The 15,375-nt window shown below is 73.5% G+C and carries 11 protein-coding genes; 7 read left to right on the top strand and 4 right to left on the bottom strand.

From position 1 onward, the window contains the following. Window positions 1-24 precede the first annotated feature (24 nt). Window positions 25-1,179, bottom strand: coding sequence for a nitronate monooxygenase (locus AC3RJ9_RS10420; RefSeq protein ID WP_036316206.1), 1,155 nt, complete (start codon window positions 1,177-1,179; stop codon window positions 25-27). Window positions 1,180-1,260: 81 nt separating this feature from the next. On the opposite strand from AC3RJ9_RS10420, the gene AC3RJ9_RS10415 reads away from it, so the two are divergent. The 3 genes from AC3RJ9_RS10415 to AC3RJ9_RS10405 all read left to right on the top strand — a co-directional run bounded on the left by AC3RJ9_RS10415 (window position 1,261) and on the right by AC3RJ9_RS10405 (window position 5,044). After that, on the top strand, window positions 1,261-2,715 hold the full coding sequence (locus AC3RJ9_RS10415) for an L-lactate permease (protein WP_123244273.1): 1,455 nt from the start codon (window positions 1,261-1,263) through the stop codon (window positions 2,713-2,715). Window positions 2,716-3,032: 317 nt separating this feature from the next. Next, window positions 3,033-3,698, top strand: a complete 666-nt coding sequence (locus tag AC3RJ9_RS10410; RefSeq protein ID WP_036316202.1) for a response regulator transcription factor — start codon at window positions 3,033-3,035, stop codon at window positions 3,696-3,698. Beyond that, a complete protein-coding gene (locus tag AC3RJ9_RS10405) occupies window positions 3,695-5,044 on the top strand; it encodes a sensor histidine kinase (RefSeq protein WP_051995287.1) in 1,350 nt (449 codons plus the stop codon). Before AC3RJ9_RS10410 ends, AC3RJ9_RS10405 begins: the two co-directional genes overlap by 4 nt. 128 nt (window positions 5,045-5,172) lie before the next feature. Here the strand turns inward: AC3RJ9_RS10405 and AC3RJ9_RS10400 are convergent, their stop codons facing one another. After that, the gene (locus AC3RJ9_RS10400; protein WP_489727660.1) at window positions 5,173-8,550 is read right to left on the bottom strand and encodes a beta-phosphoglucomutase family hydrolase; all 3,378 of its coding nucleotides are present in this window, start codon (window positions 8,548-8,550) and stop codon (window positions 5,173-5,175) included. Window positions 8,551-8,836: 286 nt separating this feature from the next. Here AC3RJ9_RS10400 and AC3RJ9_RS10395 point away from each other — a divergent pair, with 286 nt between their 5' ends. Continuing rightward, window positions 8,837-9,427 (top strand): hypothetical protein, encoded by a 591-nt coding sequence (locus AC3RJ9_RS10395; RefSeq protein ID WP_036316210.1) that lies wholly within the window; start codon window positions 8,837-8,839, stop codon window positions 9,425-9,427. A gap of 16 nt (window positions 9,428-9,443) precedes the next feature. On the opposite strand, the gene rlmC is transcribed toward AC3RJ9_RS10395, so the two are convergent. After that, window positions 9,444-10,655, bottom strand: coding sequence for a 23S rRNA (uracil(747)-C(5))-methyltransferase RlmC (rlmC, locus tag AC3RJ9_RS10390; RefSeq protein WP_129866966.1), 1,212 nt, complete (start codon window positions 10,653-10,655; stop codon window positions 9,444-9,446). A 10-nt stretch (window positions 10,656-10,665) separates the two neighbouring features. Continuing rightward, window positions 10,666-11,274 (bottom strand): HEAT repeat domain-containing protein, encoded by a 609-nt coding sequence (locus tag AC3RJ9_RS10385; RefSeq protein WP_020628173.1) that lies wholly within the window; start codon window positions 11,272-11,274, stop codon window positions 10,666-10,668. 120 nt (window positions 11,275-11,394) lie between these two features. On the opposite strand from AC3RJ9_RS10385, the gene AC3RJ9_RS10380 reads away from it, so the two are divergent. The 3 genes from AC3RJ9_RS10380 to AC3RJ9_RS10370 all read left to right on the top strand — a co-directional run bounded on the left by AC3RJ9_RS10380 (window position 11,395) and on the right by AC3RJ9_RS10370 (window position 15,367). Further along, on the top strand, window positions 11,395-12,369 hold the full coding sequence (locus AC3RJ9_RS10380) for an acyl-CoA thioesterase (RefSeq protein ID WP_036316197.1): 975 nt from the start codon (window positions 11,395-11,397) through the stop codon (window positions 12,367-12,369). Between the two features lie 24 nt (window positions 12,370-12,393). Then, window positions 12,394-13,662, top strand: a complete 1,269-nt coding sequence (locus AC3RJ9_RS10375; RefSeq protein WP_036316196.1) for a phospholipase D-like domain-containing protein — start codon at window positions 12,394-12,396, stop codon at window positions 13,660-13,662. Window positions 13,663-13,963: 301 nt separating this feature from the next. After that, window positions 13,964-15,367, top strand: a complete 1,404-nt coding sequence (locus AC3RJ9_RS10370) for an MBL fold metallo-hydrolase (protein ID WP_036384546.1) — start codon at window positions 13,964-13,966, stop codon at window positions 15,365-15,367. Window positions 15,368-15,375 lie beyond the last annotated feature (8 nt).

Raw genomic sequence — 15,375 nt, 5'->3', positions numbered from 1 at the left:
CCGCGGGATGATCCGGGGCGGTCCTCAGGGCGTGAGGGAGGCGAGGACGTCGACGGCCGGCGCCTCCCGGACCCGGTGCGCCTCGGTGCCGGCCCACAGGTGGACGCGTTCGAGGTCGCCGGCGGCCGCGGCGGCGGCGCGCAGCCCCTTCGTCAGGACGTTGACCTCGGGGTACGCGGCGGGGGCGTCCGGGTGCTCCGCCATGAACGCGGTGGCCAGCGACCGCGCCCACCGCCCCGTGTAGGCGCGGGTCAGGCCGGTGCGGGCCCGGCCGTCGTCAGCGGAGAAGCGTGTCCCGGCCGCACACGCCGCGACGGCGGCCCGGTGCGCCGCCGAGGTGCCCGCCTCCGGGGTGAGGAGGAACGCGGTGCCGGCCGAGACGGCGTCCGCGCCGGCGGTCAGCAGGGCGCGCACGTCCTCGGCGGTGCCCACGCCGCCGGCGGCCACCACGGGCACGGCGCTCGTGGCCCCCGTCCCGACGACGTCGCGCACCGCCGGCAACACCGCCGGCAGCTCGGCGCGGGGCGGCTCCGCGGCCGGGTCCGACGTGCCCCGGTGCCCGCCGGCGCGGTGGCCCTGCACCACGAGGAACGCGGCCCCGTGCTCGAGGGCGGCCCGCGCCTCGGTCGCGTCCGTCACGGTGGCCCCGGCCGGGATGCCCGCGGCGGCCAGCCGGGCGAACACGTCCGCGGCCGGCAGGCCGAACGTGAAGGAGACCAGCGGCCACGCCTGCTCCTCGGCGGCGGTGAGCAGGGCGTCGAAGTCGGCCCGTTCGGCGTCGGGGTCCGGGACCACGTCCGCGGCCGTGGGCAGGTCGGCGGCGCCGTCGGCCGTCAGGTCCGCCCGGTACGCGGCGACGGCCGCCGCCCGCGCCGACCGTGCCGCCTCCGTGCGCGCCGCGTCCGGGATGGCCGTGTTCACCGCGTCCGGCACGAACAGGTTCACGCCCCAGCGGTCCGGCCCCTCCGCGCCCAGCAGCGCGCGCAGCGCGTCCACCTGCGCGCGCATCTGCGCGGCCGTCCGCATGCCGCCGGCGAGGAACCCGCCGCCGCCTGCGCCGACGACGGCGGCGACCAGCTCCGGGGTCGAGGGGCCGCCGGCCATCGGGGCCACCGCCACGGGCACGGGCGGGATCAGGCGGGCGCGGGTGACGTCGTCGGGGTGGGATGGCTGCGTCATGACCCCCAGAGTAAGGGGAGGGGTGTCGGCCCCACCCCGCGCCTACAGTGGGGCGCAGTACACGAGGAGAGGGGGTGCGCCGTGGAGGTGCTGCTCGCGCTCTCACCCATCCTGCTCACCCTCGTGCTGCTGCTCACCCGGCTGCCCGCGTGGGTGGCCCCGGCCGCCGGGACGGCCGTGGCCGTGCTGCTGGCCCTCACGGTCTTCGGCGTGGCCCCGGGCGACCTGGGCGGCGCGGTCGGCGCCGGCGTGCCCACGCTGCTCGAGATCCTGGCGATCATCGCCGGCGGTATCACCCTGTCCCGCGTCATGGAGTACTCGGGCGGGCACGCGCGCCTGGCCGCGTGGCTGTCGGCGGGCAACGGCCCCACGATCGCGACCGCGCTGCTCATGGTGCACGGCGTCATCCCGTTCCTCGAGACCGTGACCGGGTTCGGCGTCTCCCTGATCGTGGGTGTGCCGCTGCTGCTGGGTCTGGGCTACACGGCGTTCCGGTCCGCGCTGATCTCCGTCCTCGCGCTCACCATCGGCCCGTGGGGGTCCATGGCGCCGGGCACGCTCATGGGCGCCCGCCTGTTCGGCCTGGACTTCCGGGAGATCGGGGTCACCGCCGCGGTGTTCAACCTGCCGGCCTGCCTGGTGGCGGGCGTGGCCACGGTGCTGCTGCTGCGCGGGGCGCGCGGCATGCGAGTCGACGTCGGCCCGGCCCGGACACTGCCCTGGCTCGGCGTCGCCGTGCTCTCCGGGGTCGCCCAGTGGGCGCTGATCCTGGGGGCGAACCTCGTGGTCGGCACCGCGCCGGCGGGCGCCGTCGCCACGTTCGTGCTCACCGTGGCCTGGCTGCTCGTGATCCGCGGCGGCCGGCTGCTGCCCGGGCCGGGGCGGGACGTGGTGCCGTACCTGACGCTCATGGCCGGCACCGTGCTGGGCACCACCGTGAAGGGCGCGTTCGGGCTCGAGGGGGCGGCGGCCCTCGTGGGGACGCCGGCGCTGTGGGCGTTCGTGGCGGTGGGCGTGGGCGTGTGGCTGCTCCACCTCGACGCCGCCGCCCGCCGCCGCGTCCCCCGCGAGGCCGGGAAGCTGTGGGTGGGCACCGCCATCCCCAACGCGCTCTACGTGGCGTTCGGGCTCATCCTCTCCGCCGGCGGGGTCTCGCAGGCGCTCGCGGGCGCACTCAGCGGGATGGGGGAGTCCTACCTGGTGGCGATGCCGTTCCTCGGCGCGTTCGCCGGCTTCATCACGGCCTCGAACACCGGGGCCATGGCCCTGATCGGCCCCCTGCAGATGGACACAGGCGCCGCCCTGGGCGTCCCCCCGCCCTGGTCCAACGGCCTGCACAACGCGGCCGCGGGCTGGGGCATCGTCGCCGGGCCCGCTCGCATCCAGGTGGCCCACGGCATGGCCGCGGGGGCGCAGTCGCCGCAGATGCCCGGCTGGGCCGTGACGCGGCGGAACCTGTTCGTGGTGCTGCTGCCGGCCATGCTCGCCGGGATCCTCGGCATGGCCGTGATGGGCTGGTTCCTGCTGCCGCGGTGACGCGCGGGGGGTGGAGCGGGGCCCGGGTGGGGCGGCCCGGTTCCGTGGGCGGAAGCGGCAGGCCAGAGCGTTCCGTGGGCAGAAGTGCCCTCTCTTCTGCCCACGGAGGCGACGGGGTTGTGGGTTCTGCCCACGGAGGCGACGGGGTTGTGGGTTCTGCCCACGGAGGCGATGGGGTTGTGGGTTCTGCCCACGGAGGCGCCGGGACTGCGGTGGCCGGCCGGGCGCGGGAGCCGGCCCGGTCCGCCCCGAGGCGGGGGCCGACGTCGACCTTCGGTGGACGCGCGGCGGCCTGTGCGCCTCCTAGGCTGGGCGCCATGATCCGAGTAGTCGTGGCCGACGACCAGGCGTTGATGCGCACCGCCCTCGAGCACTTCGTGGCCCAGGCCGAGGACCTCGAGGTGGTCGGCTCCGCCGAGGACGGGGTCCAGGCCCTCGAGGCGGCCCGCACGCTGGCCCCCGACGTCGTGCTGATGGACATGCAGATGCCCCGCATGGACGGCGTCGAGGCCACCGCGCGCATCTCCGCCGAGGCCCCCGGCGTGCGCGTCCTGGCGATCACCACCTTCTCCTCCGAGCAGTACCTCGTGCCCGCCTTGCGCGCCGGCGCCGCCGGCTACCTCGTGAAGGACGCCCCGCCGGCCGAGGTGGTGGACGCCATCCGCCGCGTCCATGCCGGGGACGCCGTGTTCTCCGCCCGCGTGGCCGCGGACCTGGTGGAGGCCGTCACCGCGGCCCCCGAGCACACCGCCCCCTGCCCGGCCGAGCCCCTCGCCCCGCACGAGCGCCTCACCGAGCGCGAGCTGGACGTGGTCCGCGAGCTCGCCAAGGGCGCCTCCAACGCGGAGATCGCCGGCGCCCTGTTCCTCGCGGAGGCCACGGTGAAGTCCCACATCGGCAAGGTCCTGGACAAGTGGCAGGTCCGTGACCGCGTGCAGATCCTCATCCGCGCCGCCCGCGCGGGCCTCGTGGACATCGGATGAGCATCGCGGCGCCCGCCCCGGCTCGGACGACGACGGCGACGTCGCCCCCGCCTGCCGAGTCTCCCCTGGGCTCCCGCCTGCCGGCGATCCTGCGCACGGAACCCGTCTCCCGGCACACGCGGATCGTCCTCTATGTGATCGTCGGGCTCATGGTGCTGGGGGAGATCCTCACCCTGATGCTGGGGCCCACGGTGGCCGCCGGGCTGAGCGCCGACCCCGAACTCGCGGGCATCCTCGAGGAGGACGGCGGGCTGACGGGTGAGGGGCGGGAGCCGCTCCTGCGCTGGGTCCTGTTCCTGGCGAGCGTGCTGGTCACGCTGCTGTTCGGGTGGCAGCCCACCCTCGCGGCGGTGTTCGTGCTGCTCGGGTGCACGTTCGGTCTGGTGGGCCTCGTGGAGGCGGACCACGCGCACCTCACCCCGCAGGCGTTCAGTGGCGGGGTCGTCCTGGGCGCGGCCATGGTGACGCGGTACTCGCACCGGGTGTTCGTCTGGTTCGCCCTGGGCGCCCTCATCCTGCTCACCGTCGCGGGCGAGGTCCTCACCGACGGCACGTGGGCGGACGAGGACAGCCTCAAGGGCGTCATGGTCATCACGCTCATCGTCGCGCTGTGCGTGGCGGTGCCGGCCTTCATGATCCGCCGATCCCGGCATCGGGCCCGGGACCGCGAGGCGGCCCTGCGCCGGGCCGAGGAGGCCGCCGCCTGCGCCGCGGAGGCCGAGCGGCAGCGGATCGCGGCGGAGCTGCACGACGTCGTCGCGCACGGGCTCACCGTGATCTCGATGCAGGCCGCCATGCTGCCCACCCAGAGGGACCCGGACAAACGGGCCGCCGCGGAGAAGGCCATCGAGGAGGCCGCCCGGCAGTCCCTCGTGGACCTGCGCCGCATGCTCACCGCGCTGCGCGGCTCCTCCCGCAACGCGCAGACGGCGGAGGGGGACGCCGTCGTGGACCTGCCGGCCCGCCTCGACGAGTTCGAGGCCCAGCTGCACGCGGCCGGGTTCGCGGTCGAGCGCTCGCTGACCGAGCTGGACGAGCTGCCGCGCTCCCTGGAGCTGACCGTGCTGCGTGTGGTGCAGGAGTCGGTGACGAACATCCTCAAGCACGCCCCGCGCCGCGGCACGGTGCGCCTGACCTCGCAGCTCGAGGGCGCGGACCGCCTCGTGCTGTGCATCGCCAGCCCCATGGACGAGGGCGAGCCCCGCCGCGACCGCGTGGTGGTCGCGATGGCCAGCGGCTTCGGCCTGGCCGGCATGCGCGAGCGCGTGGCCGTGTTCGGCGGCACCCTCACGGCCGGCCCGCTGGGCGGCTGCTGGGTGGTCCGCGCCGAGCTGCCGCTGCGCTGAGCCGGGGCGGCAGCCGCGTCCTCCCGCGTCCTCCCGCGTCCGGGGGCGAAAGTGGGCGGTATCCGCGCGGGATACCGCCCACTTTCGCCCCCAAAGGGACGGGGTGGGGTGGCCGACGACGGCGGCCCTCAGCCCAGCGGGACCGTCAGCTTCTCGCCGGGGGACAGGGTGTGCTCGCGGCCGGCGATGATCATCGGCACGTCGTGCCACATGCCCTCGCCCGCGGCCACCGTCACCTCCCGCTGGGTCATCTGGATGACCACGGGCTGCTGGCGGAACCGGATGGTGAACCGGGCGCCGGGCAGCTGGGCGGGCATGCGGGGGTGCAGCCGGACGACGTCGTCGCGCGTCTCGAGGCCCGCGTAGCAGCGGATCACCGTGTCCACGGTGCCCGCCATCAGGCCCAGGTGGATGCCCTCCTTCGTGGTGCCGCCCTGCGTGTCCGAGAGGTCCGACTCGAGGGCCTCCGTGAACAGGTCCCAGGACCGGTCCGGGTCCGTGCGGGCCGACACCCACGCGTGCACCAGCCGGGAGAGCGTGGAGCCGTGCGTCGAGCGGGCCTCGTAGTACGTGACCATCCGCTCGAACGCCTCCTCGGGCAGCTCGTAGCCCATGCGGCGCAGGATCCGGTCCAGCTCCTCGGCGGAGAACAGGTATCCGAGCATGAGGGTGTCGGCCTGCTTGGAGAGCTTGTACCGGTTGGTGGCGTCGCCCTCGGCCTGCAGGATCAGGTCCATGCGGCCGATGTTCCCGTACTTGGCGCGGTAGGCCTCCCAGTCGAACTCGAGCAGGTCCTGGTAGCCCTCGAACTGGGCGAGGATGCCGGCCTCCTCGCCCTCCTCGAAGAACGGCACGGTCAGACGGGTGCTGACCTCCTCCCAGCGCTCGATCTCCTCCTCGGAGATCTCCATGAGCTCGGGCAGGCCGTCGTCGATCGTGTCCAGCCAGCGGACCAGGCGGGCGGTCTCCGCGAGCACCCACGAGGTCAGCACGTTCGTGTACGCGTTGTTGCGCAGGCCGGAGCCGGGGGTCTCGGGATAGCCGTCGTGGAACTCGTCCGGGCCCATGACGCCGTGGATCTCGTAGCGGTCCGTGACGGCGTTGTGCAGGGTCATGGACATGAAGAACCGGGAGATCTCCACGAGCATCTCCGCGCCGTAGTCCGAGATGAAGGACGTGTCCTTCGTGATCTCGATGTACCGCAGCACCGAGTAGGCGATGTCCAGGGAGACGTGCCGCTGGTTGTGGGAGTTGTCCGGCATCCACATGCGCGAGCGCGGGTTCCACAGCTCGGTGGGCGTCTCCTCGGAGCCGTCCGCCCCGGACTGCCACGGGTACATGGCACCGGCCCAGCCCTCGGCCTGGGCGTTGGCGCGGGCCTCGTTGAGACGCCGGTAGCGGTACATCAGCAGGCCCCGGGTGATCTCGGGGCGGCGCAGCGTGAGCATCGGGTAGACGTAGATCTCGTCCCAGAAGATGTGGCCGCGGTAGCCCTCGCCGTGCAGGCCGCGTGCCCCCACGGAGGCGTCCAGGTCCCGGCGGCGGCCGTAGGCCGTCTGGAGCACGTGGAACGTGTGCAGGTTCAGGGCGAGCTGCTGGCGCAGCGACGCGCCGTCCTTGCCCATCGGGACCGCGGACCCCACCGGGGCCGAGTGGCCGGCGTCGACGACGGGCGGCGCGTATTCGCCGCCGGCCTCCGCCGCCGTGGAGCGGCGCTGATGCCGGTACGGCTCGGCCAGGTCGATGCGCACGGAGAACCGGTCCCAGTTGGTGCCCCAGCGCTGCTCGTGCAGGGTCAGCAGGTTGCGGAAGTTCTGGGCGCGCTGGACGTCCTTCACCGCCGACTCCCACACGGAGGCGTTGGCGTGGTCGTGGCTCGTGGCGACGGCGGCGATCTTCTCCAGCACGAGCGGCACGCCCTCGTCCACGTGGAGGAGGATGTCCTGGCCGACCACCAGGTCCGAGCCGTCCACGGGGCGGCGGATGGGCTCGTGGTGGCCCACCGGCGCCACCTGGCGGGTGCGGGTGGCCACGGCCACGTGGATGCCGGACTGGTTGGTGGCGGTCTCGAGCAGGACGGTCTCGCCGTCGATCTCCCGGGCCTGGACCGGCTCGAGGTGCTGGTTGGCGAGGGTGCGGTCGTCGGAGACGTTGAGGTTGGCCACGCGGCCCTCGATCTTCGAGCGCACCGTGAGGTCCCCGGACCAGTTCTCCGCCACGACGGTCAGCTCGATCGCGGCGAGGTGCCGGTTGGCCAGCGGGGTGAACTGTCGGGTGTGGACCGTGGTGCGCCGGCCCTGCTCGTCCTCGAAGGTCATGGTGCGGGAGAGCACGCCGCGGCGCAGGTCCATCTCCTGGCCGTACTCCACGAGGTTCTCCTCACCCGGCAGCAGCGGGCGGCCGTGGCGCGGGGTCACCACGAGCGGGGTCCAGTCCTGGATGTTGACCATGTGCTCGGTCTCCACGACCCGGCCCTGGACCATCGAGGTCAGCCGGTTGAACACCCCGGCCATGTAGGTGCCGGGGTAGTGGACGGAGGAGATGTGCGTGCCGGGCACAGCGCCGCGGGTGCCCCAGTACCCGTTGGCCAGGGTGCACAGCACCTCGCGCGTGCCCTCGGAGGCCGGGTCGAAGCGGTCCCAGCGCAGCACCCACGCGGGGTCGAACGGGGTGGTGGTGCGGTCCTCCAGATGCAGGGTCCCGTAGTCCTGGACCACCAGGTGGGCGCCGGCCGCCTTGAGTCGGCCCTTGCCGAGCTCGGGCTCGCGGTCCACGCCGATCACGAGGCCGAAGCGGCCGTCCGAGGCGGCCTTCACGCCGGAGACGGCGTCCTCGAGGACCATCGCGTCCGCGACGTCGACGCCCAGCTCGCGGGCGGCCTCCCAGAACATCGCCGGGTCCGGCTTGCCCGGCAGCCCGCGCTCGACGGCGGTGTTCCCGTCCACGATCACGGGGAAGAAGTCCAGCACGCCGCCGGCCGTGAGCACGGCGCGGGAGTTCTTGGAGCTGGTGACCAGTGCGACCGGCACACCCTTGGCCCGCAGCCGCTCGAGGAGGTCCTGGGCCTCCGGGAACACGCGGACGCCGTCGCGCTCGAGGACCTGCTCGAAGTAGCCCTGCTTGCGCTCGGCGAGGGCGAGGACGGTCAGCTCCGGGGCGGCGTCCGCCTCGGGGGCGTCGGCCTCCGGCACCCTCAGGCCGCGGGAGGCGAAGAACGTGCGGACCCCGTCCTCGCGGGGGCGCCCGTCCACGTGGTGCAGGTAGTCGGCGGCGGCGTCGAAGGGACGCAGCACGTCCGGGTCCGCGGCGACGACGGCGGCGTTGGCGGGCAGCGCGCCCACGGCGGGCAGCGCCCCGTCGAAGAGCTCCTTCCACGCCTGCGCGTGCACGCCGGCGGTGTCCGTGATGACCCCGTCCATGTCGAAGATGACGGCGCGGTAGCGGCGGAGCCGGTGACGGCGGGCGTTCAGGTCCTGCGGAGCGGCGGGGGTGAGCGTCTGCGACATGGGAACCAGCCTACGGGCGGGGAAGTGGGGCCGCACGGGGAGTGCCGCGGCGATGTTCACCGCAGCGAGCGCGCCGTCGTTCCGGCCGACCGCACCGCAGCGACATCACAGCGGTTCTCAGCTGCGGTGATGTCGCTGCGGCGCGGTGGGTTCCGGGAATAGGGTCGTGCCGACGGGGCGGACGTGTGCCCCCGCGCGCCGGAAGCGTGGCCCGGGAACGAGCAGGACACACTCGGCGGAGATGGCCGGGGGGCGAAGGGCTCATGAACTGGATGATGAGCAAGTGATGGATGCGAAGCCGACGCGGTTGCGGAAGAAGGCGACGCGGGAGGAGATCCTGGCGAGTCTGCCGGTGCAGGCGCGGGTGCGTCCGGCGCGGTGGTTGCTCCTGTGGCTGATCGTCGTGGTGTGCATCGCGGTGTTCGTGTGGGTGATCTTCCGGCCGCCGGAGGATGTCTCGGCCGGGTTCGGGGTGTGGCGTGTGGCGTCGTTCATCGGGTTGGCGCTGGCGTTGGCGGTGCTTCCCGCCGCGACGATGGGTCTGTTCCGGCCTCGGCATGTCACGTTCGATGAGCGACGGGTGTGGACGCGGGACTGGTCCGTGGACTGGGCGGACGTGAAGGAAGTCCGTGCTGTGGCGCCAGAGTCGGAGCACACGATGAAGGTGGCGCTCAAGGTGGACGAGCGGCTGTGGAACGAGGGTGGTCTGCGCAAGGCCAACCGGTGGGACTCGGGACGGCCGTTGCAGGGTGGCGGGTTGACCCGTGCGCAACCGCTCGTGCTCACGCAACCCGCGCTCGCGCCGTCGGCTCTGACGCTGCTGCAGGTCTTCGTCGAGTTGAAGAAGCGGAACCGTCGGGCGGGGAGCCCGCGGTGACGCGCCCCGGCTTCCGTCACCGCCGGGTCAGCAGCGTGAGCACCTCCGCGTGCCGGGTCTGGGGGAACATGTCGAACACCTGCACCCGCGCCACCCGATAGCTCGGCATCCGGGCCAGGTCCTGCGCGAGCGTCGCCGGGTTGCAGCTGGAGTACAGGACGGTGGGCACACCCGAGTCCTCCAGCGCGTCCGCCAGCTCGGCGCCGATGCCCCGCCGGGGCGGATTCACGACGACGGCGTCCGGGCGGGGCCGCCGTTTCTTGAACGAAAGCGCCTCCGGAGCCCGCCGTTTCTCGAACGAAAGCGCGGAGGTGGCGTCGCCGTCGGAGAAGCGCGCCCGGTCGGCCAGGCCGAGCTCCGCGGCCGTCTCCCGGGCCGCGGCCACCGCCTCGGCGGAGGACTCCATGCCCCACACGTCGCGCACGCCGGCCCGGGCCAGGTGGAACGCGAACCCGCCCACCCCGCAGTACAGGTCCCACGCCGACGCCGGCACACCGCCCTCGGCGACCCACGCCGCCGCCGTCGCGTACAGCCCCTCGGTCACCGCGGTGTTCGTCTGGAAGAACCCCTGCGGGCGCAGCCGCAGGCCGATCCCGTTCAGTTCCATCCGCAGGGTCGGCCCGCCGGCGAGCACGATCTCCTCGTCGCCCTCGGGCAGGGCCACGTGCTCGGGCAGCAGGTTCGCGCTCACCACGGCGGCGGGTGTCCCGCGCGCCGCGAGGTCGTCCAGCAGCCCCGGCACCGCCGCGCGCAGCGCGTCCAGCCGGTCGGCGGAGCGCAGCACGAACCGGACCATCGCCTCCCGGTCGGGGGAGAGCGTCACGATCACGTTCTTCAGCTCGCCCGTGCGGGCGGCGACGTCGTAGGGCTCCAGCCCGGCCGCCGTCACCGCCGCCGCGCACGCGTCGAACACGCCTTCCATGCCGGCCTCGTACAGGCCGCAGTCGCGCAGGTCCACGCCGGCGCCGTCGTGATGCCGGGGGTGCTGGCGCGGGTCCAGGATGCCCAGCCGCGGCGCCGCCGCCGACCCCGTGACCACGAGCTTCGCCTTGTTCCGGAATCCGGCCTCCGCGGAGGCGAACGGCTCGGCCACGACCGTGTCCGCGTCGACCGCGTCCGCCAGGGCGGCCAGGACCGCGGCCTGCTTGTCCGCGAGCTGCCGGGCGTACGGCACGCCCATCAGCGGGCAGGAACGGCACTCGCCGACGTCGAAGTGGGGGCACTGCACGGGCGTCGCCTCAGCCCTCGAGGCTGACCCGCAGGCCGGGCCGGTCCAGGCGGATCGCGAGCTGCTCGAGGGCCAGCTCGGCGGCCGCGGCCAGGTCCGCGTCCACGTCCATCACCATGCCGGTGAGCACGGGCAGGGCGGACTCGAGGTCCTCGGGGCGGGCGAGGGCGCCCAGCGCGGACGCGGCCGACGCGCGGACCTCCGGGTCCGGGTCGGCACAGCCGGCCCGCACCGCGTCCACGAGGGTGCGGTCGACGGCGGCATCGCGGCGCAGCGAGCCGGCGCGGGAGGCGAGCACGAGGTGGGCCGCCGAGCGGACGTCCGCCTCGGGGGCGGTGAGCGCCCCGGTCAGGGCGGGCAGCGCGCTGCGGTGCCACGCGTGCATCAGGGCCAGGGCGCCGGTCGCGGCGGGGCTGAGGTCGCCGTCGTCGCCGGTGAGGGCGCGGGCGGCGCCCGAGGTGACGTCATCGGGAGTGGCCGCGCCGGTCATCAGGCGCACCGCCAGCCCGGCGACGGCGGCCTCCCCGCGCTCGGCGACGGCGGCCTCGGTGCGGCGGCGCAGGCGGTCGTGCGGAGTCTGGGGCTCCGCGGGCAGGGGGAGACGGTCGAAGGCGGTCATGGGTCCATTGTCCCCCGTGCGCGGACCCGCCTGGGGCGCGGCCGGGAGGTTCCCCGCAGACTCCTGGACGGGGCGTGACCGGCCGCACAGGGCCCGGACTCGGGTGATACGTTCGACGGCATGAGACCCCCCGGAGCCCTCGCCCTCGAATTCCGGGCGGACAGCTTCGATCATCCCACCGGCCTGGTGGACGCCGGCACCGTCATCTCCTGGATCGAGAAGGCCGGCTACGCCGTCGCGGCGAGTTGGGCCGGGACGTTCGTGCGTGCCCGCTACATGGGGCACACCCAGTTCCGGCACCCCGTGCCGGTGGACCGCCGCGCTGTGGTGCAGGCGCGCGTGGTCCACACGGACGGCGCCGAGGTGCACGTCCAGACCCGCCTGCTGCTGCCGGAGATCCGCGACGACGACGGCGACCCCGTGGTCGCCACCTCGTCCCTCGTGGTCTACGCCGCGGAGGAGGGCGGGGTGCCCGTGACCGTGCCGGTCTGGGAGCCCTCGACCCCCGGCCAGATCGAGCGCGACGAACAGGCCCGCCGCTCCACCGTGGCCCGCCGCGCCGTCGAGCGCGGCATGGCCCGACTGCCGTTCCCCGCGCCCGGGGAGGCCCCCGAGGAGATGAGCACCCTCGCGTTCCTGGCCCCCAACGCGGAGGCCACCGTGGGCGGCACCATCAACGCGGGCGCGATCCTGCGCTGGGTGGACGAGGCGGCCGCCGTCTGCGCCGCCCGCTGGACCGGACATGAATCCGTGGTCGCGGTGTTCGGCGGCGGTGTGCGCTTCGTGCGGAACATCCACGTGGGCGACCTCGTGCGCGTGGAGGCCCTCCTGGTGAACACCACGGAGCGGTCCATGCATGTGGCGCTGCGCGTCTACGCGAGCCGACGCACCGGGGCGGAGTCCCGCCTGGTGGCGCACTCGATCGCCGTCATGGTGGACGTCTCCGCGGAGGACCAGGCCCAGCGGGTGCGGCAGTACATCCCCGAGAGCGAGAGCGCCCGGAGGCTGCAGGAGACGGCGATCGAACTCGTGCGCATGCGCTCCGAGGTGAGCGCGGCCTGGACCGAGATGCGCCGCTCGACCGATCCGCGCTGACGGGGCCCTGAGTAGACTGAGCGAATGCGTCGACCGTCCCTGCCGTCCCTGTCCCGCCTGCCGGTCCGTCGTCTCCTCCGGGGAGCGGCCGTGGCCGCGGGCGTCGGTCTCGTGGGACTGCCGCTGACGGTCGCCGCCGGGCTCACCGGCGTGGACATGGTCAAGCGCGGCGGCCGAGTGCGCCGACCCGCGCCGAACCCCGGCGTGTTTGACGCCCACGTGGAGGGCTCCGAGCTGCGCATCTTCACCTCGGGTGAGGACCTCTACAAGGAGATGATCGCCGCGATCGACGGAGCGCAGCGGATCATCAAGTTCGAGACCTTCATCTGGAAGGGCGACCCCACGGGCCAGCGGTTCATGGACGCCTTCAACCGGGCGGCCGCGCGCGGCGTGGAGGTCTACGTCTCCTACGACGGGTTCGGGAACCTCGTGGTCCCGCCCCGCTTCTACCGTCAGCTGGACCCGCGCATCCACGTGTTCCGGCTGCCGGCCTTCGCCCGCCCGATCTGGCGAGGCGTGGTCCGGCACAGCGGGTTCAACCACTCGAAGATCATGGTGGTGGACGACGAGGTCGGCTTCGCCGGCGGCTTCAACATCGGCGACGACTACGCCCGCCTGTGGCGGGACACCCACGTGCGTGAGCGCGGCCCGGCGGTGTGGGCGCTGGGCCAGTCGATCTCCATCAAGTGGAACGCCCACCACCGCGCGGGCGAGCAGATGTCCTGGCGCCCCCCGGACACGTGGGACCCGCGCGTCACCGTGGCCGCGAACCAGCCGCCGCTCCTGGTCTACCCGATCCGGCTGAGCTACCTCGACGCCATCCAGCGGGCGCAGCACCGCATCCTCATCAACACGCCGTACTTCATCCCGGACCAGCAGGTCCTCGAGGCGCTGCTGCACGCGGCCCGGCGCGGGGTGGACGTGCAGGTGATGGTGCCGGAGGACTCCAACCACATCGTGGCGGACTGGGCCTCGCGCGGCTTCTTCGGGAAGATGCTCGAGGCCGGCATCACGATCCTGCTGTACAGGGCCAGCATGATCCACGCGAAGACCGCCACCGTGGACGGCATCTGGTCCACCGTGGGCTCGGCCAACGTCGACCGCCTCTCCCTGGGCTTCAACTACGAGTCCAACGTGGTGGTCGTGGACCGCGACTTCGCCGCCCGGATGGAGGAGATCTTCGCTCTCGACGCCCAGCGGGCCGTCCGGATCGACACCCCGCGCTGGGAGGACCGTCACGGCCTCGCCCGCGTGGTCGAGGCCCTGCTGGTACCACTGCGTCCCCTGCTCTGAGGACCCCGGGCGCTGAGCCAGACGTTTCTGCAGTTCTGACGCCCGATCCGCAGCGGAATCATCTGGCTCACGCCCCCCGCCGCGTGAGCCAGACGTTTCTGCCGTTCTGACGCCCGATCCGCAGCGGAATCATCTGGCTCACGCCCCCTGGCGACGTCTCCCGACCGTGCCGTCCCTTCCCGTCGCCGCCCGGGCTCACCCTCTCTCTTGCATACCCCTGGGGGTATACCCTACGCTCGTTCTCGACATACCCCAGGGGGTATCGGATGGACATCGAGACCCCCCGACCCGGAGGAGAACCATGCTGCTCGAGCGCATCTACGACGAGGACCTCGCCCAGGCCAGCTACGTGATCGGCTGCCAGGCGAAGAACGAGGCGATGGTGGTGGACCCCCGCCGCGACATCCAGGTGTACCTGGACCTGGCCGCCAAGAACGGCATGACCATCACCCACGTGACCGAGACCCACATCCACGCGGACTACCTCTCCGGCACCCGCGAGCTGGCCCACGCCACCGGCGCCCAGATCCACCTGTCCGGCGAGGGCGGCGAGGACTGGGCCTACGGCTTCGAGGGCAACCTCCTCAAGGACGGCGACACGGTGACGCTCGGCAACATCACCGTCGAGGCCGTGCACACCCCGGGCCACACCCCCGAGCACCTGTCCTTCCTCGTCACCGACGGCGCCTTCGCGGACGCCCCGGGCTACATGCTCACCGGCGACTTCGTGTTCTCCGGCGACCTCGGCCGCCCGGACCTGCTGGACGAGGCCGCCGGCGGCGTCGACACCCGCTTCGAGGGCGCCCAGCAGCTCTTCGCCTCCCTCAAGGCGAAGTTCCTGACCCTCCCGGACCACGTGCAGGTGTTCCCGGCCCACGGCGCCGGCTCCGCCTGCGGCAAGGCACTCGGCGCGCTGCCCTCCACCACGGTCGGCTACGAGCGCAAGTACGCGTGGTGGTCCGACTACCTGAAGAACGACGACGAGCAGGGCTTCATCGACGAGCTGCTCGACGGCCAGCCCGACGCCCACGCCTACTTCGCCCGCATGAAGCGCCAGAACAAGCAGGGGCCAGCCATCCTGGGCGAGCTGCCCGAGCTCGAGGAGCTGGACGCCGGGGGCGTGCAGGCGACGCTCGCCGAGGGCGCCGTGTTCGCGGACACCCGCGGTGTGGACGAGATCCTCGCCGGCACCGTGCCGGGCGCGCTGGCCTTTCCGTCCCGCGGCAAGGTCGCCACGCACGCCGGCTGGGCCTACGACCCGGAGAGCGACGACGCCGCCCTCGTCCTGCTCGCCGAGGACCGCGAGGACGCGCACACGATGCGCGACCACATGATCCGCGTGGGCGTCGACGCCGCCGCCGCGTTCACCACCTCCGTGGACGGCCTCACGTTGGAGCCGGTGCCCACCGTGCAGGCCGACGAGCTGCGGTCCCGCATCGAGGCCGGCGAGGTCGGCGCGGAGCAGGACACCGTGCTGGTGGACGTGCGCAACAAGACCGAGTTCTCCCACGGCACCGTGGCGGACGCCCGGCAGCTGAACGCCGGCAAGGTGCTCTTCCACCAGGAGGAGCTGCCGAAGGACAAGACCCTGGTGACCTTCTGCCAGTCCGGCCTGCGCAACATCGTGGCCGCCCAGGCGCTGCGCCGCGCCGGGTTCGACGTGATCGAGCTCGAGGGCAGCTACGCCGCCTGGCAGCAGTCCTGACACACCCC

Source organism: Micrococcus sp. 63XJN7_6_ISO-PGPR-S23-444 (assembly GCF_058072765.1).
Note: the sequence above shows the minus strand (reverse complement) of the source record. Positions and strands in the feature narration are given on the sequence as shown.